Here is a 25,428-nt window from a genome sequence, read left to right as displayed (position 1 = left end):
GGCGGTCAGCGTCCTTCCTCGATCCAGGTGGCGGACGGTCCGTCGAGGACGATGTCCCAGGCGTAGCCGAGGGAGCGTTCGGGCCGGGACAGGGCGTGGTCGTAGCGGGCGACGAGCCGTTCGCGGGCCGCCGGGTCGGTGACCGAGCGGAGGATCGGGTCGTGGGCGAAGAGCGGGTCGCCCGGGAAGTACATCTGGGTCACGAGCCGTTGGGCGAACGCGGTGCCGAAGACGGAGAAGTGGATGTGGGCCGGGCGCCAGGCGTTGGTGTGGTTGCGCCACGGATAGGCGCCCGGTCTGACGGTGGTGAAGGTGTAGCGGCCCTCGTCGTCGGTGAGGGTGCGGCCGACGCCGGTGAAGTTCGGGTCGAGCGGCGCCGGGTGCTGGTCGCGCAGATGGGCGTACCGCCCGGAGGCGTTGGCCTGCCACACCTCGATGAGCTGGCCGCGCACCGGGCGGCCGGCCCGGTCGAGGAGGCGGCCGGAGACGGTGATGCGCTCGCCGAGTGGCTCGCCCGCGTGCTGCCGGGTGAGGTCGTGGTCGGTCTCGGTGACGTCGGTGGGTCCGAAGACGGGTCCGGAGAGTTCCACCGTCTCCGGGTCGCCGCCGTTCACGGCGACGAGCGGCTGGTGGGGGTGGCGGAGCAGGGAGCTGCGGTACGGGGCGTAGTCACGGGCCGGGTGGCTGCGCGGCGCCGCCCCGGCGGCCAGGTCCTTGTCGTACGCGGCCTGGTGCCGGCCGATCTCGGTGTCGATGTCCGACTGGGTGAGGGCCATGGGGGCTCCCGGGATGGAGGTCAGTGGGCGGGGTCTTCGAGGGGCCGGGCACCGGGGGCGAGCCGGAGCGGGGCCGCGGTCCGGGCGAGGACGTCGGCGGGGGTGACGCCGGGGGCGGCCTCGGTGAGGACGAGGCCGTCGTCGGTGACGTCGAGGACGCCGAGGTCGGTGACGATCCGGTCCACGCAGCCCTTGCCGGTCAGCGGCAGGGTGCACTCCTCGACGATCTTCGGGGTGCCGTCCTTGGCGGTGTGGGTCATGACGACGATGACGGTGCGGGCGCCGTGGACGAGGTCCATGGCTCCGCCGATGCCGGTGACGAGCTTGCCGGGCACGGCCCAGTTGGCGAGGTCTCCGCGGGCGGAGACCTGCATGGCCCCGAGCACGGCGACGTCGATGTGGCCGCCGCGGATCATCCCGAAGGAGAGCGCGGAGTCGAAGAAGGAGGCGCCGGGCAGGACGGTGACGGTCTCCTTGCCGGCGTTGATCAGGTCGGGGTCGACCTCGTCCTCGGTGGGGTACGGGCCGGTGCCGAGGATGCCGTTCTCGGATTCGAGGACCACCTCGACCCCTTCGGGGAGATGGTTGGGGATCAGGGTGGGAAGTCCGATGCCCAGATTCACGTACTGGCCGTCCGTCAGCTCGCGCGCGGCGCGGGCGGCCATCTGTTCGCGGGTCCAGCCCGTCACCGGCTTCATCGCGTGGTCCTCTTCTCTATCCCCTTGTGCGCGGCCTGTTCGGGCGTGAGGGCCACGACCCGCTGGACGAAGACGCCGGGCAGGTGCACGGCGTCGGGGTCGAGTGCGCCGGGTTCGACCAGCTCCTCGACCTCGGCGATCGTGACCTTCCCGGCCATCGCGGCGAGGGGGTTGAAGTTCCGTGCCGCCTTGTTGAAGACCAGGTTCCCGTGGCGGTCGCCGCGCGCGGCGCGGACCAGGGCGAAGTCGGTGCGGATGCCGTGCTCCAGGACGTGGTCGCGGCCGTCGAACGCGCGCACCTCCTTGGGCGGCGAGGCGAGGGCTACGCCGCCGTGGCCGTCGTAGCGCCAGGGCAGTCCGCCGTCGGCGACCTGGGTGCCGACCCCGGCGGGCGTGTAGAAGGCCGGGATGCCGCAGCCGCCGGCGCGCAGCCGCTCGGCGAGCGTGCCCTGCGGGATCAGTTCGACCTCCAGCTCGCCGGCCAGGTACTGCCGGGCGAACTCCTTGTTGGCGCCGATGTACGAGCCGGTGACGCGCGCGATCCGCCCGGCGGCGAGCAGGACGGCGAGGCCGGAGTCCAGGGCGCCGCAGTTGTTCGACACGACCCGCAGGCCGCCGACGCCACGCCGGTGGACCGCGTCGATCAGGACGTTCGGCACACCGCTGAGACCGAAGCCGCCCACGGCGAGCGACACCCCCTCCGCGACGTCGGCCACCGCCTCGGCGGCGCTCGGGACCACCTTGTCCATCGCGAGCCTCCCATTTAGTCAGTGCACTGAGTATCTGTTCGTGCCCCGCCGAGCGTCAAGGGCCGCCCGTGGCATGCCATGGGTGCGCGTATCGTTCCGTACACCGACGAATCCGTACCGACCACGGGAGGCCGACGATGACCGCGGTGGATCTGACCACCCATCCCGGGCACCTGGCCCGGCGGCTCCAGCAGGCACACCACCTGCTGTGGACGACCATGGTCTCGGAGGAGATCACCTCCCCGCAGTTCGGCGTCCTCAACGCGCTGACCGCCGAACCCGGCCTCGACCAGCGGACCGTGGGCGAGCGGGTGGGTCTGGACCGCTCGACGATCGCCGAGGTCGTCGCCCGGCTCGGCCGCCGCGGTCTGATCGACAAGGTGCGTGATCCCGAGGACGGACGGCGGTTCCTGCTACGGCTCACGGAGGAGGGCCGCCGGACACACCGTCGGCTGACCGTACGGACGGCGCGGATGAATCAGGTCTTCCTCGCCCCGCTCTCGGCCGAGGAGCAGGCCCAGTTCATGAGCCTGCTGCTGCGGGTGTCGGACGCGGCGGAGCGGCTGCGGGATCCGGCGGAGCCGGCCGCGCTCTGAGCGGGGCGGCCGTGCGCCGGTCGATCGCGAGCTGCCCTCCACACCGGCCGGAGCAGGCTCTGGGAGACTTCCGGCATGGCACACGATGACGCGACAGCGGTGACGATGGCCTCTCTCTTCGATCCGGAGCCGGAGAGGTGGGGCCTGCGGGGCGACCCCCACGTCTGGCGGGCCCTACGCGACCGGCTGTCCGGTACGTGCGTGCCGGCTTCGCCCGAGGAGGCGGCCGAACTCCTGCGGGTGACGTTCGGCGAGCTCGTGGGGGTCGACCTCGCCGGTGACCCCGCGTCCTCCGTGTACCGGGAGTCGTTCGCCCACGGCGGTATGTCCAGCGGCATGGTCTCGCTCGACACATGGCGGGAGAGCCTGATGCCTCTGCTCGCGTCGCGCGTGAGGGCGCTGATGGCGTCCTCCTGACCGCAGCCGGTCCCGGCGGGCGCTCAAACCTCCGGTACGTGGGCGAAGCGGCCCGCCGTGCGCAGGTCGTCCTCGATGCGGGTGACCGCCGCGCGCAGCTCGGGCAGGACCTCGGCGACGCACTCCTCGACGGTACGGCGACTGCTGTGCATGGCCACGTTCACGGCGGCCACGACGGCCCCCGTGCGGTCGCGCAGGGGCACCGCGATCGAGCGGAGCCCCTGCTCCAGCTCCTCGTCGACGAGCGCGTACCCCTGCTCCCGCACCCGCTCCAGGACGGCGACGAGTTCCGGGCCCGAGGTGACGGTGTGCGGAGTGAGAGCGCGCGGCTCCATGCCCGCGAGCTGGGCGGCACGGGTCCCGGGCGGCAGGTCCGCGAGCATGACGCGGCCGAGCGAGGTGGCGTGCGCGGGGAAGCGGGTGCCGACGGTGATGTGGACGCTCATGATCCGGCGGGTGGCGACCCGGGCGGTGTAGCGGACGTCGTGTCCTGCGAGGACGGCGAGGGACGCGGAGTCGTGGACCCGCCGGGAGAGTTCGGCCAGGTGGGGCGCGGCGATCTGCGGGAGCGGCAGCCGGGAGAGGTACGGGAAACCGAGCGCCAGGACCCTGGGGGTGAGCCGGAAGAGCCGTCCCTCGACGGCGACGTATCCGAGGTGCTCCAGGGTGATCAGCGCCCGGCGCGCGGTGGCCCGCGCAAGACCGGTGGCCTCGGCGACCGCGCTCAGGGACAGCGCGGGCCGCCCCTCCCCGAAGGCGGTGAGCACGGTGAGACCGCGGGCGAGCGACTCGACGAAGCCCCGCCCGAGCTCCTGCTTCGAGGCATGGGTCCAGTCGGCGAGACCGACAGCGGGGCGGGGGGACGGCGGTGCGGGGGTCTCGCGGGCCAGCACCTCCTCCCACGCGGCCGTCGCGGCGCGCAGGCGCGGCAGGAGCGCCTCGCGGAGGGACTCGGTGGTGTGCCGACTGGTGTGGCTGACCACGCTCGCCACACAGGCGACGCCGCCGTCGGCGGCCCGCACGGGAACGGCGAGGGCGACGAGGCCGGGTTCGATGAGCTGGTCGTCCAGGGCCCAGCCGCACTCGGCGGCCCGTGCCACGCGCGCGGCGAACGCCTCCTCGGCCGCCCGCTCGTCGGCGGGCGCCATGACGCCAGGCACGACGCCCGGCCCGGCGGGGAAACCGGTGTCGCGCGGGTCGGCGGCCCGGCGCGCCCGCCAACGCCGCCAGTCCGGTGCGGCCCAGTCGGCGGCGAACAGCGCCCCCGGGGCGGTCCGTTCGGCGGGCAGCGGATCGCCGATCCGGAAACTCAGGGACATCGCGCGCCGCCGGGTCGCCTGGTGGACGAAGCGGATGCCGTCGCCGTCGGCGACCGCGAGCGAGACGGACTCGTCCAGCTCGTCGGCAAGCGCGTCCACCCGGGCTCCGAGCAGCCCGGGAATCCCGAGCGCCCCCAGATAGGCGTTGCCCAGTTCCATCAGGCGGGGGGCGAGAAAGACGTCCCGGCCGTCGAGGCGTACGTACCCCATGCGGGCGAGCGTGCCGGTGATGCGGTCGACGGTGGAGCGGGCCAGGCCGGTGGTGCGCTCCAGCTCGCTCAGGCTGAGCACCCCGTCGGCGTCGGTGAGCCGGCGCAGCAGCATGAGCCCGCGCATCAGCGGCGCGACGGCCTCGGGCGGTGGCGGCACGCAATCTGTCGGCGCGAGATCTGTCGGCATGGGATCTGTCGGCACGGGCTCTCCCTGAGGGATCTCGCCGGCGGATCCGGCCGTTGACAGCCGGGAGCGGCGGGCGCACACTCACCCCACTCTGAGGTGAAGTTTTCTTCACTATACGAACATGGAGGAGCCTGATGCACACCACCGTCGGCATCGTCGGCGGCGGCCCCGCCGGGCTGCTGCTCGCCCGCCTGCTGCACCGCGCCGGTGTCGACAGCGTGGTCCTGGAGGCCCGCGACCGCGCCTACGTCGAGCGGCGGCAGCGCGCCGGGATCCTGGAGCAGGCCACGGTCGACGCGCTCCGCGCGGCCGGCGCCGGGGCCCGCCTGGACGCCGAGGGGATCCCCCACGACGGCATCGAGCTGCGCTTCGACGGCCGGGCGCACCGGGTCGACTTCCCTTCGCTCACCGACGGCCGCCGGGTCTGGGTCTACGCCCAGACGGAGGTGGTGAAGGACCTGATCGCCCTTCAGCTCGCGGACGGGGGGCCGCTGTTGTTCGGTGCGCAGGTGCGCGCGGTGGAGGGCGTCGACACCGACCGACCGGTGATCCGGTATCTGCACGAGGGCCGCGAGCAGACCCTGACCTGCGACTACGTGGTCGGCTGCGACGGCTTCCACGGCGTCGCCCGCGCGGCGGTCCCGGCGGGCGAGCGGACGACGTACGAGCGGACGTACCCGTACTCCTGGCTCGGCATTCTGGCCGAAGCGCCGGCCGTGTACGAGGAGTTGATCTACGCCCACTCCGACCGGGGGTTCGCGCTGGCCAGCATGCGCTCCCCCGCGGTGAGCCGGCTCTACCTCCAGGTGGAGAACGGCGCCGACCCGGCCGACTGGCCGGACGAGCGGATCTGGGACGAGCTCGACGCGCGCCTCGCCCTGGGGGACACGCCCGAGTGGCGCCTGAAGCGCGGCCCGATCACGCAGAAGTCGGTTCTGCCGATGCGGAGTTCGGTGACCGAGCCGATGCGGTACGGCCGGCTCTTCCTCGCCGGGGACGCGGCGCACATCGTGCCGCCGACCGGCGCCAAGGGGCTCAACCTGGCCGCCGCCGATGTGATCGTCCTGGCACGTGCCTTCGCGCGGTGGGCGGCGACCGGCTCGACCGGGCTGCTCGACGCCTACTCCGCCACGTGCCTGCGCCGGGTCTGGCGCGCCGAGCACTTCTCGTACGCCATGACGACGACGCTGCACAACGACCCCGCACAGTCCGGCTTCGACACCCGGCTCCAGCTCTCCCAACTGGAGCGGATCGCCGAGTCCCCGCACGCGTCGGCCGAACTGGCCCAGAACTACGTGGGGTTGCCGCTCGACTCCCCCGCCTGAACAGGATTGCCGCGGCTACGCCACGGCCGTCGGCACCGTCCGCAGCGCCGAGGCGTACACCTCGTCGGGGTCGAGCCTGCGCAGCTCCTCGGCGATCAACTCGGCCGTCGTACGGACCTTCAGGGCGAGGACGCGGCTGGGCTGACCCGGGATGGAGAGCCGGGCGACCGGACCCTCGGGCCGGTCGATGCGGATCTCGCCGTCCGGTGTGCCGAGGCGCACGGCGGTGACCACCGGGCCGTCCGTGGTGACCCGCTCGACCGGGACCCGCAGCCGGTCCTCGAACCAGCGGGCGAGCAACTCGGCGCTCGGGTTGTCCGCCTCGCTCTCCACCGCGGCCGAGACGACCGTCGCGCGGGCCTGGTCGAGGGCTGCGGCGAGCATCGAACGCCACGGCGTCAGCCGGGTCCAGGCGAGGTCGGTGTCGCCGGGGGCGTAGGAGGCGGCGCGGACGTCGAGCGCGGCGAGCGGGTCCTCGACGGCGTACGCGTCGGTGATCCGGCGCTGGGCGAGCGAGCCGAGCGGGTCCGTGGAGGGCACCTCGGGCGCGTCGACCGGCCACCAGACGACGACGGGGGCGTCCGGGAGCAGCAGCGGGAGGACCACGGAGTCGGCGCGGGCGCCGAGTTCACCGTGCATCCGGAGCAGGACGGTCTCCCCCGAGCCCGCGTCGCTGCCGACGCGGACCTCCGCGTCGAGACGCGCCTCGTGGCGCCGCCGGGGCGAACGGTCGTGCCGCTTGATGACCACGAGTGTGCGGGACGGATGCTCGCGGGAGGCTTCGTTGGCCGCCTTCAGCGCGTCGTAGGCGTTCTCCTCGTCGGTCACGATGACGAGGGTGAGCACCATGCCGACGGCGGGGGTGCCGACGGCCCGGCGGCCTTCGACGATCGCCTTGTTGATCTTGCTGGATGTGGTGTCCGTGAGATCGATCTTCATGGCCCGCGCCCGTTCCCTCCGTCGCGCCGTGATCACCCTGGCCTGTCCCCACGAGCCTACGCGGGCGGCGGCGTTCCCGCCCCCGCCCCCGGCGCCGCGGGCTCCCGCAGCGTGCGCAGCAGCAGCCAGCCGAGGGCGGGCAGGGCGATCAGCGGGGCGAGGGCGGTCCGCAGGGAGGTCGCGTCGGCGAGGGCCCCGACGAACGGGGTCGCGATGCCGCCGACGCCGACGGCGAGGCCCAGGGTCACCCCGCTCGCCGTGCCGACGCGCCCGGGCAGGTAGTCCTGCCCGAGGGTGACGTGCAGGGAGAAGGGCACGTACAGGCCGGCCGAGGTGAGTGCGACGAAGACGTACAGGAGCGGTCCCGGCACGAGCACCACGCCGGTCACGGCGAGGACGCTCAGGGCGTAGGACCACCGCACGACGGTGGTCCGGGGATGGCGGGCGGCCAGCTTCCCGCCGGCCACGGTGCCGAAGGCCCCGCCGAGGTAGAGCGTGAACAGGGCGGCCGTACCGGCGAGTTCACCGCCGCCCGTGCGCTGGCGCGCGTACAGGGTGAGGAAGGCGCTGAGGCCGACGAAGACGACCGAGCGGCAGACGACCGCCCCGGACAGCCGCGCGAACGAGGCCCAGTCGTCCGGCGGTACGGTCGTCCCGGCGCCGTCGGCGGCCGTGTCGGCGACCGGCGCGCGCATCGCCCGCAGGGCCGCCGCGCACAGCGCCGCGCCGGCCAGGGCGGGCACGACGAGCAGGGGGGTGGCGGCCAGGCCGCCGGTGGCGAGGACGGCGGCGACCAGGACGGGGGCGGTGGCGAAGCCCAGGTTGCCGCCGAGGGAGAACCAGCCCATGGCGGTGTGGCTGCCGCGGCTCGCCCGGCGGGCGGCCCGTGCCGCCTCGGGATGGTAGGCGGCGACGCCGATGCCGGAGACCGCGACCACGGCCAGGGTGAGCGGGTACGAGCCGACGACGCCGCTGAGGGCGATCCCGGCGCCGGCGAGGACGGTGCTCACGGGCAGCAGCCAGGGCAGGGCCCGCCGATCGGTGAGGGCCCCGAACAGCGGCTGCACGAACGAGGAGAGCAGCGAGGCGGCGAGCACGACGGCCGAGGCGGCGGCGTAGCCGTAGGCGCGCTCGGCGACGAAGTACGGCACGAGGGCCGCGACGGCTCCCTGGTAGACGTCCACGCAGGCGTGTCCGCAGGTCAGCAGGGTGAGGGGGCGGTGAGGTCGCGATGTCGTCGTCAGCACCCCTCGATCCTGACGAGGCGGCGACTGTCCTGCTTTCGATAATCTGCCGAGTCATGTCGAATCCCCGCCGATCCGGGCCACCGGCCTCCGACCGGTCCGTCCGCCACACCCCGCAGGCCCCGACGCGGGCCCAGCCGCTGTCGCCGGGCGAGCGGGTCGACGCGCACCGGCACGACGACCACCAGATCGTCTACGCGGACTCCGGCGTGCTGGCCGTCACCACCGACGCCGGTACCTGGTTCGCGCCCGGCACCCGGGCCATCTGGGTCCCGGCAGGCACCGTCCACGCGCACCGCGCGCACGGACGCCTCGATCTGCACCTGATCGGGCTGCCCGCCGACGACAACCCGCTCGGCCTGGACGCGCCCACGGTGCTCGCCGTCAGCCCCCTGCTGCGCGAGCTGATCCTCGCGTACACCCGTTCACCCGAGGACGAAGGCCCCGAGCGCGGCCGGCTCCTCGCGGTCCTGCGGGACCAGTTGCGGTCCTCGCCCCAGCAGCCGTTACGACTGCCGGCGCCGACCGATCCCCGGCTCGTGGCCGTCTGCGCGGTGCTGCGCGCAGACCCGGCGGACCCCCGGACCCTGGCCGAGCTCGGCAGGGCGACCGGGGCGGGCGAACGGACCCTCAGCCGGCTGTTCCGCTCCGAACTCGGCATGACGTTCCCTCAGTGGCGCACCCAGGCACGGCTCTACCGCGCGCTGCTGCTCCTGGCGGACGGCGTCCCGGTCACCACCGTGGCCCACCGCTGCGGCTGGTCGTCGGCCAGCGCCTTCATCGAGGTCTTCCGCCGCGCCTTCGGCCACACCCCCGGCGCCCACCGCCAGGCGAAGCTCACACCGCAGGCACTGGCGCCCGGACCGCCGGTCGGGCCATCATCCCCCGCATGAGCACCGAAACGATCATCACCGCCGCCGCCTCGGGCACCTGGACCCTCGGAGACCTCACCGTCAACCGGATCGGCTTCGGCGCGATGCGCCTGCCGCAGACCGGCGAGGCCCTCGTCCCGAACGCCGTGAGCCGCGACCGGGACCAGGCCGTCGCGGTGCTGCGCCGGGCGGTCGAGCTCGGCGTGAACCACATCGACACCGCCGCCTTCTACTTCTCTCCCCTGCGCTCCGCCAACGAGCTGATCAACCGCGCCCTCGCCCCGTACGCGGACGGGCTGGTCATCAGCACCAAGGTCGGCCCGGCCCGAAACCCGTCCGGGCAGTGGGTGGAACACGCCAGGACCCCGGAGGAGCTGCGCGGGCAGGTCGAGGAGAACCTCCGCCAGCTCGGCCGTGACCACCTCGACCTGGTGAACCTGCGCGTCCTCGGCACGGACTCGGTCGCCGAGCGCTTCGGGGCGCTGGCCGAGCTCCGCGAGGCAGGGCTCATCCGCCACCTGGGCCTCTCCAACGTCCATCCGCACCAGGTGGCGGAGGCCCGGGCCATAGCGCCCGTGGTCTGTGTCCAGAACCGGTACGGCATCGGGATCCGGCCGGACCACGACGCCTTCGTCCGCGAGTGCGGCGAGCAGGGCATCGCCTACGTCCCCTTCTACGCCATCGCCGCCACGGGCGGCCAGGGCGGCGCTGACGGGCAGGCCGACGAGGAGGTGCTCGCCGTGGCCCGTGCGCACGGGGCGAGTCCGGCCCAGGTGCGGATCGCGTGGACGCTGCACCGGGGTCCGCATGTGCTCGCCATCCCCGGCACCGGCGACCCGGACCATCTGGCAGCCAATGTCGCGGCGGGAGCGCTGCGGCTCACCGGGGACGAACTCGCCTCTCTGGACGCCCTGCACGCGCGCGGCGCGTAGCCGCACCCGAGGGCGCTTCGGGCTCAGGCGCGCCCCGCGGCCTTCTGGCTGCGGCGGGACAGGGAGTCGACGACCACGGCGGCCAGCAGGACCGCGCCGGTGATCATGAACTGGACGGCGTTGCTGACGCCCATGATGTTCATGCCGGACTGGATCGAACCGATCACCAGCGCGCCGAGCAGGGCGGACCAGACCGAGCCGCGTCCGCCGAAGAGGCTGGTGCCGCCGATGACGGCGGCGGCGATCACGTTCATCAGGAGGTTGCCGCCGCCGGAGGTCTGGCTCGCGGACTGGATCTGACCGGCCAGGAAGAGGCCGCCGACCGCCGCCATGGTGCCGGCGATGGAGAAGACGGTCATCCGGATGAACGGCACGCTGATGCCCGCCCTGCGGGCACCCTCGATGTTGCCGCCGACGGCGAAGATCTGCCGCCCGTACGAGGTGCGGCGCAGCACGAAGTCGACGACGACCAGGAGGATCAGGAAGACCAGGAGCGCGAGCGGGAGACCCTGGTACTGGTTGAGGATGTACGCGGCGACGAAGGCGATCGCGGCGATGACGACCGTACGGATCACGATCTCGGCGATCGGCCGGAACGGCACCCTGGCGCGCTGGCGCCGCCGGGCGTCGAGGAGCTGGGCGGCCAGGAAGAGACCGACGCCGACGGCCGCCGTGACGTAGGCGGCGGCCGGGCTGTGGAAGATCGTCGAGTACAGCTCCGAGACGATGGACTCGCTCGGGATGTTGACGGTGCCGCTGGTGCCGAGCACCTGCAGCATGAGGCCGTTCCAGGCGAGGTTGCCCGCCAGGGTGACGACGAACGCGGGCACGCCGACCTTGGCGAAGAAGAAGCCCTGGATGAGTCCGACGGCGGCTCCGCCGGCGATGGCGACGAGCAGGGCCAGCCATTCGTTCATGCCGTTCAGCACGTTGAGCACGGCGAAGATCGCGGCGCACAGACCGCTGACGGAGCCGACGGAGAGGTCGATCTCGCCGAGCAGCAGGACGAAGACGATGCCGATCGCGATCATCCCCGTGCCGACGATCTGCTGGCTGAGGTCGGAGAGGTTCTGCGCGGAGAGGAAGGCGCTGTCCAGCGTGCCGAAGACCGTCCAGATGATGATCACGGCGACGACGACGGGCAGCGAGCCCAGCTCGCCGCTGCGCAGCTTCCGCCCGAACTCCCCGACGTAGCCCTTGAAGCCCTCCTCCCGGACGATCAGCCGGGTGTCGACGGCGGGTACGGCGTCATGGGCCGGCTCCTGGCCGACGCCGTCGCCGAAACCTTCGCCGGGGCCTGGGGCGGAGGGGTCGTGGCGGCCTCGGTCGCGCCTCATCGCTCCTCCTCTTCCCGCTTGCGGGCCTGGCGGCGGGTGACCGCGCTGTCGCTGGCCCCGGTGATGGCGGAGATGATCTCCTCGGTGGTGGTGGAGCGCTTGTCGAAGAAGCCGTTGTTCCGGCCGAGGCGCAGCACCGCGATGCGGTCGGCGACCGCCATCACGTCCACCATGTTGTGGCTGATCAGGATGGTGCCGAGGCGCTGCTCGCGGAGCCGTTCGACGAGGTCGAGGACCTCGGCCGTCTGCTCCACGCCGAGCGCGGCGGTCGGCTCGTCCAGGATGACGACCTTGGGGTCGCCGATCAGGGAACGGGCGATCGCCACGGTCTGGCGCTGGCCGCCGGAGAGGGAGGCGACGGGGATGCGGACGCTGGGGATGCGGATGGAGAGGGTGTCGAGCAGCTCGCGCGAGCGCCGCTCCATGCCGACCTCGTCGAGCACGCCCCAGCGCTTCAGTTCACGGCCGAGGAAGAGGTTGCCGACGACGTCCAGGTTGTCGCAGAGCGCCAGGTCCTGGTAGACGGTGGCGATGCCGAGGTTCTGGGCGTCGTGCGGCCGGTGGATGGTGACCGGGCGGCCTTCCCAGGTGATGACGCCCTCGTCCGGCGGGTTGACCCCGGCGATCGATTTGACGGCGGTCGACTTGCCGGCGCCGTTGTCGCCGACGAGCGCGACGACCTCCCCGGGGTGGACGTCCAGGTCGAAGTCGGAGAGCGCCTGGACGGCGCCGAACCGTTTCGAGATCCCCCGCAGACTGAGCACAGGTGTTTCGGGCACCGCGAACCGCCTCCTACCCGGCCCCCGTCGCGTTGCCGGCGCGGCGGCCGCTGCCGCCGCTCCGGCTCCTCCTGCCGCTCCTCCTACTTACTCGAGACCGGCCTGCTGGCAGGCGGCTTCGTAGGCGGGTGTGCAGATCTCGTCGACCGTGTACAGACCGTCCTTGACGACCGTGTCGCCGATGTTGTCCTTGTCGACCACGATCGGGGTGAGCAGGTTGGCCGGGACCTTCTGGCCGCTGCCGCTGGTGACCGTGAGGGGCACCAGGTCCTTCGGGAGCTCCTTGCCCTCGGCGAGATCGACCGCCATGGTCGCGGCGATGTCGGCCTCCGGCTTGTACGGCTTCTCGATCGTGATGGTCTGGGTGCCGAGCAGGATCCGCTGGATGGCGTCGAGTTGGGCGTCCTGACCGGTCAACGGCACGTTCATGCCCGCGGCCTTGAGGGCGGTGGCGATACCGGCGGCGAGACCGTCGTTGGCCGAGTACACGCCGACGATGTTGTCCTTGCCCAGTGCGCTGATGGCACCCGACATCTGCTGGTTGGCGTTGTTCGGGTCCCAGTTGGGGGTGTCGTACTCCTTGCCGATCTTCACCTTGCCGTCGAGCACGGAGTGCGCACCGGCCTTGAACTCGGCCGCGTTCGGGTCGGTGGGCGAGCCGTTGTGCATCACGATCTGGCCGCTCTCGGCCTTGTCGCCGAGCGCGTCGAGCAGTGCCTGTCCCTGCAACTCGCCGACCTTGCGGTTGTCGTACGAGACGTACGCGTCGACGGGGCCCTGGGCGAGGCGGTCGTACGCGACGACCTTCACGCCCGCGTCATGGGCCTTCTGCACGGAGGACTGGATGGACTTGGAGTCCACCGCGTCCAGGATCAGCACCTGATTGCCCTTGGTGAGCGCGGTGTTGACCTGCTGCTGCTGGGTGGTGGCGCTCTCCGCCGCGTTGTAGTAGTCGATCTGCGCGTCGGGCGCCAGCTCCTTGATCTTCTGCTCGATGTACGGCCGGTCGAACTTCTCGTAGCGCGTGGTCTTGCTCTCGGGGAGCAGCAGGCCGATCTTCACCTGCTCCTGCGCCGCGCCCGGCTGGGCCGCGCCGCTCATCGAGACCGCGCCCAGGGACAGGGCCGCGGCTCCGGCCAGGGCGATCGCGCCACGCAATGTGCGGGTCATGGGGGGCTCCTTCCGTACGCCCCCTTCCCCTCTCCGCGTGAGCGCGGGAGACGAGGGGGTGCACATGTGGCCTTAATACGACATTAGCCGCAACTCGATGTCCGGCAAGCGGGTGAATCGGCCCGGCCGGGATCCGGTCCTGACCACTCGGTGGGAGACCTGACGTTTACGCAGTTCAAGCGTGGCGTGTACGCGGTTCAAGCGGCGGCTCTCCGGGCGGCGGGCGTGGGCAGTTGCGCCGCGACGATCGCAGTGAGGCAGAGCCCGAACCCGAGGAGCTGCACCGGGCCCAGGGTCTGGCCGAGCAGGGCGGCGCCGAGCACGGCGGCGACCAGCGGCGAGAGCAGGACGAGCACCGCGACGGAGGTGACCGGGAGCGCGCCGAGCCCGCGGAACCACAGGACGAAGGCGATCAGGCCGCCGACCAGACCGAGCCACAGGTAGCCGAGGACGGCGAGTCCGTCGACGGCCGGCGGCGCGCCCTCGACGAGAAGGGTCAGCGGCAGCAGGAACAGTCCGCCCGCCGTGAGTTGCCACCCGGCGAAGGCGGTGGGCCCCACCCCGACGGGCCGACCCCAACGCTTGGTGAGCGTCAACCCGAGCGCCAAGGTGACCGCGCTGCCGAGGCCGGCGAGGACCCCGACGAGGTCGAACGCCGCACCCGGCCTGATCACGACCAGACCGACGCCGAGCACGCCGACCAGACCCCAGACCAGGCGCGGGGCCGAGAACCGCTCACGGAGGACCGCCACGGCCAGGACGGCGACGACGAGCGGCTGGGCCGCCGCCAGGGTGGCCGCCACGCCTCCGGGGAGCCGCTCGGCGGCGACCGTGAGCAGCGGAAAGAGCAGCCCGATGTTGAGGACGCCGAGCACGGCGGCCTTGCCCCACCACGCGCCGCGCGGCAGGCTCCGGCCGATCGTGAGCGCGACCAGACCGGCGGGCAAGGCTCGCAGGAGCCCCGCGAAGAGGGGGTGCGCGGGCGGGAGGAGTTCGGTGGTGACGACGTAGAAGGTGCCCCACGAGACGGGCGCGAGCGCCGTGAGGAGGGTGCGGGACAGAACGGTCGGACGGGTCATGCCCGCAGTCTCGGGCGATGGCGATCCATGAGTCCAACACATGTTTGTCACTTCATCCATCGTGATCCACGATGGATGGATGGACCTCCAGCAGATGCGGTACGTCGTCGCCGTCGCCGAGACCAGCAGCTTCACCCGGGCCGCCGAACGGTGCCTGGTGGTCCAGTCCGCGCTCAGCCACCAGATCGCCAAGCTCGAACGGGAGCTGGGCGCCCGGCTCTTCGACCGGACGAGCCGCCGAGTGCGGCTCACCCCGGCCGGGGCGGCGTTCCTGCCGGCCGCCCGGCAGAGCCTGGAGGCCGCCGAGCGGGCGGCGGCCGAGGTCGCCGCGGCCGTCGGCGAGGTGCGGGGACGGCTGGCCGTGGGCCTCATCCCCACCGTCGCGGCGGTCGACGTCCCCGCGGCTCTGCGCACGTTCCGGGGTCGGTACCCGCGGGTGCGGATCGGTCTGCGGGTGGGCGCGAGCGAGGAGCTGGCCGAGCAGGTCAGGGACGGCGCCCTGGACGTGGCGTTCCTCGGGCTGCCCACGTCGGCGGACCCGCCGCGCGGGGTCCGCGCCCACGCCTTCGCCGAGGACCGGCTGGTCGCCGTCGTCGCCCCGGACCACCCCCTCGCGGGCGAGCCGGCGGTCGATCTGCGCCGGCTCGCCTCGGAGGTCTTCGTGGACCTGCCGGCCGGGACGGCCGGGCGCGTCCAGTCCGACCTGGCGTTCGCGGCCGCCGGCCTCACCCGTGACGTCGCCTTCGAGGTGACGACGGCGGATCTCTTCATGGCCCGCCTGGTCGGCCAGGGCCTGGCCGTCGCCCTGCTCCCCTCCCGGTACGTGCACCAGCTCACCGGTGTCGCCACGATCGAGGTCACGGACGCGCCGACCCGCGTCGAGTACGCCGTGTGGAACGCGGCGGGGCGCACCCCCGCGGCGACGGCGTTCCTCACCGCCCTGGGCCTCGGTGCGCACGCCGCCGCCCCGGAGGCGGCCGAACCACCCGCCGCCGCACCGCCCTCCGCCGAACCGGTCAGGAATCGAGAAGCGCCCTCCTCGGGCCGCACGTAGCGTGGCTGGCGTGCGCGTCGGTGGGCGACGTCCGCACGACACCGACCCGGTCCCCCGGGACCCCCGATCACAGGAGCGATCATGACCGGCACCCCCACCCAGGGCATCAAGACCGTGCTGCACCCGGTGACCGACCTCGCGAAGGCGACCGAGGTGTACGCCGCGCTGCTCGGCGTCCGCCCGCAGACCGAGAGCGAGTACTACGTCGGCTTCGACGTCGAGGGCCAGCACATCGGGCTCGTGCCGGGCGGCGGCCCGCAGGGCATGACCTCGCCGGTGGCGTACTGGCACGTGCCGGACATCGAGGCGAAGCTGGCCGAGGTCACGGCGGCCGGCGGGACCGTGCGGGACGCGGCCAAGGACGTGGGCGGCGGCCGTCTCGTGGCCACGTTCACGGACGCCGACGGCAATGTGCTGGGGCTCGTCCAGGACCGGTGAGCGCGCGCGACGCGCCGGTGGACCGTTGCCGTCGGCCGTCCCGGAGACGTAGAACCGGGAAGTGACGTAGAACGGGAAGCAGAACCGGAGACAGAGAAGGAAAGACGGCGGCCCGCGGCCCCGCGGCCGCGGCCCACGGACGGAGAGACACGATCAGCATGGCCACGAGGAAGGGCGCGCAGCCGCCCGCGCCGCACGGTGCCGACAGCCACGACGTGATCCGCGTGCACGGAGCGCGCGAGAACAACCTCAAGGACGTCAGCATCGAGATCCCGAAGCGCCGGCTGACGGTGTTCACCGGAGTCTCCGGTTCGGGCAAGAGTTCGCTGGTGTTCAACACGATCGCGGCGGAGTCGCAGCGGCTGATCAACGAGACGTACAGCACCTTCGTCCAGGGCTTCATGCCGACCCTCGCCCGACCCGAGGTCGACGTCCTGGAGGGGCTGACGACGGTGATCACCGTCGACCAGCAGCGGATGGGCGCCGACCCGCGCTCCACGGTCGGCACCGCCACCGACGCCAACGCGATGCTGCGGATCCTCTTCAGCCGGCTCGGGAAGCCGCACATCGGTCCGCCCAGCGCCTACTCCTTCAACACGGCCTCGGTCCGGGCGAGCGGCGGGATCACCGTCGAGCGCGGGGCCGCGAAGACCAAGACGGTGAAGGCCACCTTCCAGCGCACCGGCGGCATGTGCACGCGCTGCGAGGGCCGCGGCTCGGTCACCGACATCGACCTCACACAGCTCTACGACGACTCCAAGTCGCTGTCCGAGGGCGCGTTCACCATCCCCGGCTGGAAGTCGGACAGCCAGTGGACCGTGCAGCTGTACGCACAGTCGGGCTTCGTCGACCCGGACAAGCCGATCCGCAGGTACACCAAGAAGGAGCTGCAGGCCTTCCTCTACGGAGAGCCGACGAAGATCAAGGTCAACGGCATCAACCTCACCTACGAGGGGCTGATCCCCAAGATCCAGAAGTCGTTCCTGTCCAAGGACAAGGAGTCGATGCAGCCGCACATCCGGGCGTTCGTGGAGCGCGCGGTCACCTTCACCACCTGTCCCGAGTGCGACGGCACCCGGCTCAGCGAAGGGGCCCGGTCCTCGAAGATCAAGCGGATCAGCATCGCCGACGCCTGCGCGATGGAGATCCGGGACCTGGCCGAGTGGGTGCGCGGACTCAAGGAGCCGTCGGTGGCGCCGCTGCTCGAAGCGCTCCAGCGGACGCTGGACTCCTTCGTGGAGATCGGGCTCGGCTACCTCTCCCTGGACCGGCCGGCGGGCACGCTGTCGGGCGGCGAGGCGCAGCGCGTCAAGATGATCCGGCACCTCGGCTCCTCGCTCACCGACGTCACGTACGTCTTCGACGAGCCGACGATCGGTCTGCACCCGCACGACATCCAGCGGATGAACGACCTGCTGCTCCGGCTGCGGGACAAGGGCAACACGGTGCTCGTCGTGGAGCACAAGCCGGAGGCCATCGCGATCGCCGACCACGTCGTCGACCTCGGCCCCGGCGCCGGCACGGGCGGTGGCACCGTCTGCTTCGAGGGGACCGTCGAGGGGCTGCGGGCCGGGGACACGATCACCGGGCGGCACCTGGACGACCGGGCCTCCCTCAAGGAGTCGGTGCGCACGGCCACCGGCGCGCTGGAGATCCGCGGTGCCACGGCGAACAACCTGCGGAACGTGAACGTCGACATCCCGCTGGGGGCGCTGGTGGTCATCACCGGCGTCGCGGGTTCCGGGAAGAGCTCCCTGGTCCACGGGTCGATCCCGGCGGACGAGACCGTGGTGTCGGTGGACCAGACCCCGATCCGCGGCTCGCGCCGCAGCAATCCTGCCACGTACACGGGTCTGCTCGACCCGATCCGCAAGGCCTTCGCCAAGGAGAACGGCGTCAAGCCCGCGCTGTTCAGCGCCAACTCCGAGGGCGCCTGCCCCACCTGCAACGGCGCCGGGGTCATCTACACGGACCTGGCGATGATGGCGGGCGTGGCCACGCCCTGCGAGGACTGCGAGGGCAAGCGGTTCCAGGCGGAGGTGCTCGAATACCGGCTCGGTGGGCGGGACATCAGCGAGGTGCTCGCGATGTCGGTGGAGGAGGCCGAGGAGTTCTTCGGCGACGGAGAGGCGAAGACTCCGGCCGCGCACAAGATCCTCGAACGGCTGTCGGACGTCGGGCTCGGCTACCTCACCCTCGGCCAGCCGCTCACCACCCTGTCCGGCGGTGAGCGGCAGCGGCTGAAGCTGGCCACCCACATGGCCGACAAGGGCGGTGTCTACGTGCTCGACGAGCCGACCACCGGGCTCCACCTCGCGGACGTGGAGCAGTTGCTCGGGCTGCTCGACCGGCTGGTCGACTCGGGCAAGTCGGTGATCGTCATCGAGCACCACCAGGCCGTGATGGCGCACGCCGACTGGATCATCGACCTCGGTCCCGGCGCCGGCCACGACGGCGGCAAGGTCGTCTTCGAGGGCACGCCCGCCAAGCTGGTCGCCGACCGCTCCACGCTCACCGGCGAGCACCTGGCGGCGTACGTCGGCGGCTGAGCGGCCCGTTCGGCCCCTGTTCTGCCGCGTGTCGCGCGTGAGCCCCGCCCCGGGATTCCCGGGGCGGGGCTCACGCGCGCGTGGCCGGCGTTGCTATCGACGGCTGCGGACCAGCAGGTAGAGGAAGTACGGCGTGCCGATGACGGCCGTCATCATGCCCGCGCCGAGCTGGCCCGGCGCGATCACCGTGCGGCCCAACAGGTCGGCCGTGCAGACGAGTACGGCGCCTAGGAGGACCGCGACCGGGACCACGCGCGCGTGCTGCCGGCCGACGAGGGCGCGGGCCGCGTGCGGGGCGACCAGGCCCACGAAGCCGATGGTGCCCGCGGCGGCCACGGCGGTGGCGCTGAGCAGGACGCTGAGCACGAGGAAGCCGAGGCGGCCCCGGCCGAGGCTGAGCCCGAGGAGCCGGGGGGTGTCCTCGTCGAGGGAGACGAGGTCGAGCTCCGTCCGCCGTGCGAACGCGGCCACCACGCCGACGGCGAGCACGAGCGCGAGCGGCACGACGTCCGGCATGGTCCGCCCGTACGTCGAACCGGACAGCCAGGTGAGGGCCTTGGTCGCGTTGAACGGGTCGGTGAGGACGATGAGCAGGCTGATCAGCGCGGCCGAGCCGGTGGCGACGCCGAAGCCGACGAGGACGAGCCGGTTCTGCTGGAACCCGCCCCGCGCCGCGAGCCCGAAGACGATGACGGAGCTGACGGCGGCGCCCGCGAACGCGGCGCCGGCGACGCTCCAGGACGTGGCCAGCGGCACGGACGTGACGAGGAGGACCGCGCCGAGCGCGGCGCCGCCGGAGACGCCGAGCGTCGCGGGTTCGGCGAGCGGGTTGCGGGTCACGGCCTGGACGAGCGTTCCGGCCAGGGCGAGGGCCGCGCCCGCGAGGAGCGCCGCGAGCACCCGGGGCACGCGCGTGTCGAGGACGAAGGAGACGGTCCGGCCCGCGTTGCCCTGCGCCCAGTTGACGACGTCGCCGAGGAGCAGCTTGCTGTCGCCGAGCAGGACGGCGGCGATCGTCACCCCCACCAGGGCCGCGACCAGGACGGTCGTGGTCGTCAGGAAGACGGCGCGGCTGCGGATGCGCAGCCGGTCGACCGCGGCGGCCCCCGCGGTGTCGCGGACCCGCGTCGCCATGACGATCAGGAAGACGGCGCCGACGAGGCTGGTGACCACGCCCGTCGGCACGGCGACGGCCGTGTCGGCCGGGATGACGGCGCGCAGCAGCACGTCCGAGCCGAGGACGAGGGCGGCACCGGCGAGTCCGGCGAGGGGCAGCGCGGCCCGGGCGCGGGCGAAGGCGCGGAACCGGCGGACGAGGGGGCGCACGAGCGCGGGGGCGCACAGGCCGACGAAGCCGATCGGTCCGGCGAGCGTGACCGCCGCCGCCGAGAGCAGCGCGGCGAGCACGACGGCGGTGATGCGGGTGGCGCGGACGGGGACGCCGAGACCGCGGGCCGCGTCGTCGCCGAGGGCGAGGGCGTCGACCTTGCGGGAGACGAGCAGCAGTCCGACGAGTCCGATGAGGCCGATGGGCGCCATCTGCACGACGCCGTCGAAGCCGTTCTGGGAGATGCTGCCCTGGTTCCAGGTGAACAGCCCTTCCGTCTCCTGCGGGAAGAGCAGCATCAGGCCTTCGGTGAAGGCGGTGAGGCCGAGGGTGAGGGCGCTGCCAGCGAGCACGAGCCGTACGGTGCCGGCGCCGAGGCCCGAGAGCCCGAGGACGACGGCCGCCGCCACGAGGCCGCCGACGAAGGCGACACCGGAGGAGGCGAGCAGCGGCAGCGAGAGCCCGCTCACGGAGACGAGCCCGAGGGCCAGGTACGAGCCCGCGTTCACGCTGAGCGTGTCGGGCGAGGCGAGGACGTTGCGGCTGACGGCCTGGAGGGCGGCGCCCGCCATGCCGAGGACGGCGCCGACGAGCAGTCCGGCGGCCATCCTGGGCAGGCGGGAGGCGATGACGACGGACGCGTCGGCCGGATCGGCCTGGCCCGTGAACGCCTTCCACACCTCGGAGGCGCCGACGGCGGCGGTTCCCTGGGTGATGTCGACGAGGGCGAGGCCCCCGACGAGGAGGAGCAGGAGGGCCGTCACCGCGGCCGCGCCCGACCGGGACGCGACAGCCGACGGAAGGGTGGCGGAGGAAGGTGCGGTGACGGCCATCGGGGTTACTTCGTCAGCGCCTTGACGACGGAGTCGACGTACTGGTTCATCGACTCGGGACCGCCGAACATCCAGATGCCGTCGGGCAGCCGGTGCACGTCGCCCTTCTTGACGAACGGCAGCGAGGTCCACACCTTGTCCTTGGCGAGGGCGCCCTCGAAGGGGTTGCTGCTCGGGTCGCCGTCGTTGCTGATGTGCGCGAAGTGGACGCCCTCACCCAGCGTGGTGAGGCCCTCGACGTCGGTGGTGCCGAGGCCGTAGGCCGGGTCGCCCTTGACCGTCCAGGCGTTCTTCAGGCCGAGCTTCTCGTTGACGGCGCCGATCAGCGAACCGCTGGTGAACGGACGGATCTGGACCTGGTTGGAGACCAGGTAGCCGTCGGCGAAGGCGTACTTGGCGCCGCCGAGACCGGCGTCGGCGAGGGCCTTCTTGCCCTCGGCGAGCTTCGCCTCGAAGCCCTTCTTGAGCTTGTCGGCCTGGGCGGTGGTGCCGGTGGCCTTGGCGATGGCGTCGAGGTTCTTCGTCATCCGGCCGATCGGGTCGGCGGCGTCGGCGGCCGTGAGGTTCAGGACCGGGGCGATGCCGCGCAGCTGCTTCACGGCGGCGGCCGGCAGGTCGCTGGTGGCGACGATCAGGTCGGGCTTGAGCGCGGCGACGGTCTCCACGCTCGGCTCGCCACGCGTGCCGATGTCCTTGGGGTCGTTCTTCAGCGGGACGGCGGAGTCCCAGGTCTTGTAGCCCTTGACGTCGGCGACGCCCACAGGGTCGACGCCGAGGGAGATCAGGGTCTCGACGACGTTCCACTCGGTGCCGACGACCTTCTTGGCGGGTCCGTCGAGCTCCACCTTGGCGCCGGTGTCGTCGGTGAGCGTGATCGGCTCGGCGGACTTCTTGGCGTCGTCCTTGGCGGGCTCGGTGGTGCCGCAGGCGGTCAGGGTGAGCGCCGCGGCGGTGGCGACCGCGGCGGTGAGGAGGAGGCGTCTCATGAGGTGGGGCTGAGCCTTTCGCTTCGCGTGTGGTGGCGGCCGATCGCGCGGGTGCGCAGGCGGCCTGTGGAAGGGTCGGTGTCGACGTCGATGCGGATGCCGTACGTGTCCGTCAGGCGCTCGGCGGTCAGGACGTCTTCGGGGAGGCCCTCGGCGATGATCAGTCCCGCCTGGAGCAGCACGACCCGGTCGGCGACGGCTGCCGCCTGGTCCAGGTCGTGCAGGACGACACCGACGGCGATGCCGTGGTCGTCGGCCAGGTCGCGGATCAGGTCGAGGAGTTCGATCTGGTAGCGCAGGTCGAGGTAGGTGGTGGGTTCGTCGAGGAGGAGCACACCGGTCTCCTGGGCGAGGCAGCACGCGAGCCAGACGCGCTGGAGCTGTCCTCCGGAGAGGTGCTCGGCGCCGCGGCCGGCGAACTCCTCGACGCCGGTCATGCGCAGCGCGCGGTCCACGGCGTCCTTGCCGCCCGGGTCCGCCTTGCCCCAGCGGCCCCGGTAGGGGTAGCGGCCGAACTCGACGACGTCCCGGACGGTCAGCCCGCTGGGCGTGGGGCGACCCTGCGTCAGCAGGGCGACGTACCGCGAGAACTCGCGGGGCGTCAGGGCCAGGCCGTCCGTGTCCTCGTCAAGGGTCAGGGCCGCGCTCCGGGGGCGCTGAAGGCGGGCGACCGTCCGCAGGAGCGTGGACTTGCCACTGCCGTTCGGGCCGACCAGGACGGTCACGTCGCCGGGCCGCAGTGTCACGGACGCGCCGTGCACGACATCGACACCGTCATAGGCGACGGTGACGTCCGTGGCCGACAGCGCATGACCGCGTACGGGCGTGGCCTGCGGGCTTTCTTCACCAACTCTCACGCCGCACAGGTTAGCCTAACCTAATTCCGGCGTGGACCAGGGGGCGCGGCCTCGGACCAAGGACCAGAGCCAGATCGGTCAATTCCGTTCAACCCACCCAACCCTCCGACCACTTTCGATCCATTGCGGTCCTGGAGGGAGAACCGGCCGTCGTCGGCCGTCTGTGAGGCAAGGGCGCTTCCCGCGTCCGCTTCGGAACAGATGGAGAACGACTCAGATGACGCCGCCCTTCGAGTGGACCGGGCTCGCCCCGGCTTTGACGAGCGTGGTGATCCCCGGACTCGCCGCCGCCGTACACCTGGCCGTGCAGCTGTACCTGGACCGGCGGCGGTCCCGAGGAGGCACCGAGCGGCCCGCCGCCGACCAGCGGGACGCACCGGGCTCCTCGCCGCGAGACCCCGGGCCCGCCGGGGCGGCCGCGCACGTCACCGTCGAGGTCGTCCTGGCCCCGGCTCCGGACCCGGCCGGCCGGCCGTCCTCGGCGAAGGAGCGCGCCCCGTGGTAGACGGCGAGACGAGGCAGGCACCGCGCGCGACGGACGGCGGGGTCGGACAGCGGCTGTACGACCACTACACCGTGTTCATGGGCCGGGAGCCGCTCTTCCTGCGCAGGCGGAGCGACGAGAAGCTCTCCCTCCAGGCCTGCCAGGACGTGGCGCAGGAGGCGTTCCTGCGGGTGGCGCGCAAGGCCGCGAAAGGCGAACTCGACGAGAAGGTGAACGTCCCGGCCTATCTCCGGGCCGCCGCCTGGAACCTGGCCAGGGACCGGCTCCGCAGTGAGGGAAGACTGGAGCTCGCGGGCGACGGACTGACCGTCTCGCTGCCCGAACAGCGCCAGGCGGTGGGCGAGTTCGATCCCCTGCGGGATCTCGTCCTGCCCGCCATCGACGCGATGCCGCAGAGCCGGCGGCGCCAGGTCGTACGGCTCCAGAGCCAAGGCCTCAGCGATGTACAGATCGCGGCCTCGCTCGGCATGCGGACCGACCGACTCCACCGGGAGCGGCACAAGGCGGTGGCCGAACTGCGGGACGCGCTGGGCGCGTTCATCCGCGACCAGCACCGAAGGACGACACGATGCTTGAAGAAGGACAGGTGACGGTTGTGAGCCGCTTCAACGAGGTCAGCGGCGGCCGCCCGGCGCCGGACGTCCCGGCCGGGCTCGTGGAACTGATGAGCCGGCTCGCCGGCCCCCCGGACTTCTGGGACCGGCCCGACGGCGACCTCGGCCCGCTCGCCGAGTTCTACGGGACGGGCCGCCAGGAGCGCGGGCGGGCCAACTCGCTCTACCGTCTCGGGTCGAAGGCCCTCGGCCGGGACGAACTGACGAGCGCCGCGCAGTGGCTGGGCGAGGCCGCGGCCGTCGGCCACCCGGGGGCGCTGTTCCGGCTCGCCGTGGTCGCGCTGCGGGCCGGTGGCCCGTGGACCGACGACGCGGGCTATCTGGTCGCCGAGGCGGCGCGGCACGGACACGGGGACGCGGCCCGACTGCTCGCCGCGCTCGGGAACCGGCGCGCGGCGCCGGGCGCGGCGACGCCCCTGGACGAGGACACCGAGTTCTTCGAGGAGGTTCGCGCCGGGCTCGGAGTGCCCGCGCACATGCTCTCCGCGCGACTCCACCCCGAGCCCGATGCTCCACCGGCCGAGACGGCCGGCGGGGAAGCGGCCGGACAACCACAGCTCTTCCTCGTACCGGCACCGCAGGTGCCCAGCGCCTACCGGCACCCGCCCGTGGACGCGGTCGGGGAGGAGAGCGGGCGGCCACGACTGACCGCCCTGGCGGGCGGGCAGGAGTCCGGGCCTGCGCTCGTGCTGCCCGAACTCCCCGCCGAGAACTCCCCCCTGTCCCCTTCGCTCCAGGCGGCCGGGGCGGGCCGACGCGGCGACGAGCCGTGGTGGTCGGCGAACGCCCTGCGACCCGCAGTCCTGCACGACATGGCCAGGCGGCACCACTCCCCCGCCGTGATCCCCGCCCGCTGGCAGGCCACCCAACGGGCCAGGGACCTGGTCCACGTCATCGTCGCGGCGGGAGGCACGGACACCCGTACCCTCGCGCAGCGCGCGGGCATGTCCCTCAACGCGACCGCGCTGCTCCTGGAGTGGCTCCGCGGCCAGGGTCTGGTCGTCACCGTGGCCGGCGTCCACCACCCCGGACCGGTCATGGAGCTGGTCACCGAGCCCGACCCCGACCGCCTGCTGCTCAGGCGGACACTGGCCGGTCTGCGCGACGAACTCGACGCCGCCGTCTATCTCAGCAGCTACACGGACGGCGAGATCCGCATTCACGAGGCGGCGCACAGCGCCACCGCCCCGCCGGTGGACGAGTGGGCTCCGTTCACCGACACCGGCCACGCCAGCGCCGTCGGCAAGAGTCTGCTGGCCCAGCTCGACTTCGACTCCCGCATGGACCACCTCAGCCGTTACCCCTCCATCCAGCTCACCGACCGCACGATCACCAACCCGCGCGCCCTGATCGAGACACTCGACGGACACGGCCCGCACGCGGCCCAGTTCGACCTGCTCGAATACTCCCGGACGGAGGTCTGCGTCGCGTACTCGCTCGGGCTGCCGGGCCGGGCCACCAGCGTCGCCCTCTCCCTGCCCGCCCACCAGCACCCCCGCCTCCTGACCGCCGCCCACTCCCTGAGCCACCGCGCCACGGGGCTCCTTCTCGCCCAGCTCCTCAACGAGGACACCCCACCGTCGGCGGACACCACAACACCGGAGCCACGCCGTGCCCTGCCCTGACGCCCGGCG

General features: G+C 72.7%; 24 protein-coding genes. 11 read left to right on the top strand and 13 right to left on the bottom strand.

Annotated features, from left to right (window positions below; genetic code table 11):
- Nucleotides 1–5 precede the first annotated feature (5 nt).
- The 3 genes from pcaH to ACF09C_RS27810 are packed head-to-tail and all read right to left on the bottom strand — an operon-like array spanning nucleotide 6 to nucleotide 2,223.
- The gene (gene pcaH / locus ACF09C_RS27820; protein WP_392095337.1) at nucleotides 6–776 is read right to left on the bottom strand and encodes a protocatechuate 3,4-dioxygenase subunit beta; all 771 of its coding nucleotides are present in this window, start codon (nucleotides 774–776) and stop codon (nucleotides 6–8) included.
- 20 nt (nucleotides 777–796) lie between these two features.
- On the bottom strand, nucleotides 797–1,474 hold the full coding sequence (locus ACF09C_RS27815) for a CoA transferase subunit B (RefSeq protein WP_392095335.1): 678 nt from the start codon (nucleotides 1,472–1,474) through the stop codon (nucleotides 797–799).
- On the bottom strand, nucleotides 1,471–2,223 hold the full coding sequence (locus tag ACF09C_RS27810; RefSeq protein WP_392095334.1) for a CoA transferase subunit A: 753 nt from the start codon (nucleotides 2,221–2,223) through the stop codon (nucleotides 1,471–1,473). Before ACF09C_RS27810 ends, ACF09C_RS27815 begins: the two co-directional genes overlap by 4 nt.
- A 137-nt stretch (nucleotides 2,224–2,360) precedes the next feature.
- Between ACF09C_RS27810 and ACF09C_RS27805 the strand changes: the two genes are divergently transcribed.
- Nucleotides 2,361–2,819 (top strand): MarR family winged helix-turn-helix transcriptional regulator, encoded by a 459-nt coding sequence (locus ACF09C_RS27805; protein WP_392095332.1) that lies wholly within the window; start codon nucleotides 2,361–2,363, stop codon nucleotides 2,817–2,819.
- A 75-nt stretch (nucleotides 2,820–2,894) separates the two neighbouring features.
- Nucleotides 2,895–3,236 (top strand): hypothetical protein, encoded by a 342-nt coding sequence (locus ACF09C_RS27800; protein ID WP_392095330.1) that lies wholly within the window; start codon nucleotides 2,895–2,897, stop codon nucleotides 3,234–3,236.
- Between the two features lie 23 nt (nucleotides 3,237–3,259).
- On the opposite strand, the gene ACF09C_RS27795 is transcribed toward ACF09C_RS27800, so the two are convergent.
- Nucleotides 3,260–4,954: an IclR family transcriptional regulator C-terminal domain-containing protein gene (locus ACF09C_RS27795; protein WP_392095565.1), complete on the bottom strand. Its 1,695-nt coding sequence runs from the start codon at nucleotides 4,952–4,954 to the stop codon at nucleotides 3,260–3,262.
- A 134-nt stretch (nucleotides 4,955–5,088) separates the two neighbouring features.
- Between ACF09C_RS27795 and ACF09C_RS27790 the strand changes: the two genes are divergently transcribed.
- Nucleotides 5,089–6,279 (top strand): 4-hydroxybenzoate 3-monooxygenase, encoded by a 1,191-nt coding sequence (locus tag ACF09C_RS27790; protein ID WP_392095328.1) that lies wholly within the window; start codon nucleotides 5,089–5,091, stop codon nucleotides 6,277–6,279.
- A gap of 15 nt (nucleotides 6,280–6,294) precedes the next feature.
- Here the strand turns inward: ACF09C_RS27790 and opcA are convergent, their stop codons facing one another.
- Together opcA and ACF09C_RS27780 are read right to left on the bottom strand one after the other, a co-directional pair.
- Entirely contained in the window at nucleotides 6,295–7,218 is a 924-nt protein-coding gene (gene opcA / locus ACF09C_RS27785; protein WP_392095326.1) for a glucose-6-phosphate dehydrogenase assembly protein OpcA, read from the bottom strand.
- A 56-nt stretch (nucleotides 7,219–7,274) separates the two neighbouring features.
- A complete protein-coding gene (locus tag ACF09C_RS27780) occupies nucleotides 7,275–8,465 on the bottom strand; it encodes an MFS transporter (RefSeq protein ID WP_392095325.1) in 1,191 nt (396 codons plus the stop codon).
- Between the two features lie 53 nt (nucleotides 8,466–8,518).
- Between ACF09C_RS27780 and ACF09C_RS27775 the strand changes: the two genes are divergently transcribed.
- Both ACF09C_RS27775 and ACF09C_RS27770 read left to right on the top strand, forming a co-directional pair.
- The gene (locus tag ACF09C_RS27775) at nucleotides 8,519–9,355 is read left to right on the top strand and encodes an AraC family transcriptional regulator (RefSeq protein ID WP_392095323.1); all 837 of its coding nucleotides are present in this window, start codon (nucleotides 8,519–8,521) and stop codon (nucleotides 9,353–9,355) included.
- Nucleotides 9,352–10,266 carry an oxidoreductase gene (locus tag ACF09C_RS27770; RefSeq protein WP_392095322.1) on the top strand — a complete coding sequence of 305 codons (915 nt, stop codon included), beginning with the start codon at nucleotides 9,352–9,354 and terminating at the stop codon, nucleotides 10,264–10,266. Before ACF09C_RS27775 ends, ACF09C_RS27770 begins: the two co-directional genes overlap by 4 nt.
- A 23-nt stretch (nucleotides 10,267–10,289) precedes the next feature.
- On the opposite strand, the gene ACF09C_RS27765 is transcribed toward ACF09C_RS27770, so the two are convergent.
- From ACF09C_RS27765 to ACF09C_RS27750, 4 genes are all read right to left on the bottom strand, one after another.
- Nucleotides 10,290–11,603: a sugar ABC transporter permease gene (locus ACF09C_RS27765; protein ID WP_392095320.1), complete on the bottom strand. Its 1,314-nt coding sequence runs from the start codon at nucleotides 11,601–11,603 to the stop codon at nucleotides 10,290–10,292.
- Nucleotides 11,600–12,382 (bottom strand): ATP-binding cassette domain-containing protein, encoded by a 783-nt coding sequence (locus ACF09C_RS27760; protein ID WP_392095318.1) that lies wholly within the window; start codon nucleotides 12,380–12,382, stop codon nucleotides 11,600–11,602. Before ACF09C_RS27760 ends, ACF09C_RS27765 begins: the two co-directional genes overlap by 4 nt.
- Nucleotides 12,383–12,469: 87 nt before the next feature.
- Nucleotides 12,470–13,552, bottom strand: coding sequence for a sugar ABC transporter substrate-binding protein (locus tag ACF09C_RS27755; protein ID WP_392095316.1), 1,083 nt, complete (start codon nucleotides 13,550–13,552; stop codon nucleotides 12,470–12,472).
- A gap of 197 nt (nucleotides 13,553–13,749) precedes the next feature.
- The gene (locus ACF09C_RS27750; protein WP_392095315.1) at nucleotides 13,750–14,631 is read right to left on the bottom strand and encodes an EamA family transporter; all 882 of its coding nucleotides are present in this window, start codon (nucleotides 14,629–14,631) and stop codon (nucleotides 13,750–13,752) included.
- Between the two features lie 79 nt (nucleotides 14,632–14,710).
- On the opposite strand from ACF09C_RS27750, the gene ACF09C_RS27745 reads away from it, so the two are divergent.
- The 3 genes from ACF09C_RS27745 to ACF09C_RS27735 all read left to right on the top strand — a co-directional run bounded on the left by ACF09C_RS27745 (nucleotide 14,711) and on the right by ACF09C_RS27735 (nucleotide 18,672).
- Nucleotides 14,711–15,685: a LysR family transcriptional regulator gene (locus ACF09C_RS27745; RefSeq protein WP_392095313.1), complete on the top strand. Its 975-nt coding sequence runs from the start codon at nucleotides 14,711–14,713 to the stop codon at nucleotides 15,683–15,685.
- A gap of 81 nt (nucleotides 15,686–15,766) precedes the next feature.
- Nucleotides 15,767–16,123 (top strand): VOC family protein, encoded by a 357-nt coding sequence (locus tag ACF09C_RS27740; RefSeq protein WP_392095311.1) that lies wholly within the window; start codon nucleotides 15,767–15,769, stop codon nucleotides 16,121–16,123.
- A gap of 152 nt (nucleotides 16,124–16,275) precedes the next feature.
- Nucleotides 16,276–18,672 (top strand): ATP-binding cassette domain-containing protein, encoded by a 2,397-nt coding sequence (locus tag ACF09C_RS27735; protein ID WP_392095563.1) that lies wholly within the window; start codon nucleotides 16,276–16,278, stop codon nucleotides 18,670–18,672.
- A 93-nt stretch (nucleotides 18,673–18,765) separates the two neighbouring features.
- On the opposite strand, the gene ACF09C_RS27730 is transcribed toward ACF09C_RS27735, so the two are convergent.
- From ACF09C_RS27730 to ACF09C_RS27720, 3 genes are read right to left on the bottom strand one after another with little or no spacing between them, the layout of a single operon-like run.
- Entirely contained in the window at nucleotides 18,766–20,832 is a 2,067-nt protein-coding gene (locus ACF09C_RS27730; RefSeq protein WP_392095309.1) for an iron ABC transporter permease, read from the bottom strand.
- Between the two features lie 5 nt (nucleotides 20,833–20,837).
- A complete protein-coding gene (locus tag ACF09C_RS27725; RefSeq protein ID WP_392095308.1) occupies nucleotides 20,838–21,818 on the bottom strand; it encodes an iron-siderophore ABC transporter substrate-binding protein in 981 nt (326 codons plus the stop codon).
- Nucleotides 21,815–22,675 carry an ABC transporter ATP-binding protein gene (locus ACF09C_RS27720; RefSeq protein WP_392095306.1) on the bottom strand — a complete coding sequence of 287 codons (861 nt, stop codon included), beginning with the start codon at nucleotides 22,673–22,675 and terminating at the stop codon, nucleotides 21,815–21,817. The genes ACF09C_RS27725 and ACF09C_RS27720 overlap by 4 nt, the downstream gene beginning before the upstream one ends.
- Nucleotides 22,676–22,892: 217 nt before the next feature.
- On the opposite strand from ACF09C_RS27720, the gene ACF09C_RS27715 reads away from it, so the two are divergent.
- The 3 genes from ACF09C_RS27715 to ACF09C_RS27705 are packed head-to-tail and all read left to right on the top strand — an operon-like array spanning nucleotide 22,893 to nucleotide 25,419.
- Nucleotides 22,893–23,180, top strand: coding sequence for a hypothetical protein (locus tag ACF09C_RS27715; RefSeq protein ID WP_392095304.1), 288 nt, complete (start codon nucleotides 22,893–22,895; stop codon nucleotides 23,178–23,180).
- Nucleotides 23,174–23,770: an RNA polymerase sigma factor gene (locus ACF09C_RS27710; RefSeq protein WP_392095302.1), complete on the top strand. Its 597-nt coding sequence runs from the start codon at nucleotides 23,174–23,176 to the stop codon at nucleotides 23,768–23,770. The genes ACF09C_RS27715 and ACF09C_RS27710 overlap by 7 nt, the downstream gene beginning before the upstream one ends.
- Nucleotides 23,767–25,419 (top strand): IclR family transcriptional regulator C-terminal domain-containing protein, encoded by a 1,653-nt coding sequence (locus ACF09C_RS27705; protein WP_392095300.1) that lies wholly within the window; start codon nucleotides 23,767–23,769, stop codon nucleotides 25,417–25,419. The genes ACF09C_RS27710 and ACF09C_RS27705 overlap by 4 nt, the downstream gene beginning before the upstream one ends.
- Nucleotides 25,420–25,428 lie beyond the last annotated feature (9 nt).

Source organism: Streptomyces sp. NPDC014870 (genome assembly GCF_043081505.1).
Taxonomy (GTDB): Bacteria; Actinomycetota; Actinomycetes; order Streptomycetales; family Streptomycetaceae; genus Streptomyces.
Note: the sequence above shows the minus strand (reverse complement) of the source record. Positions and strands in the feature narration are given on the sequence as shown.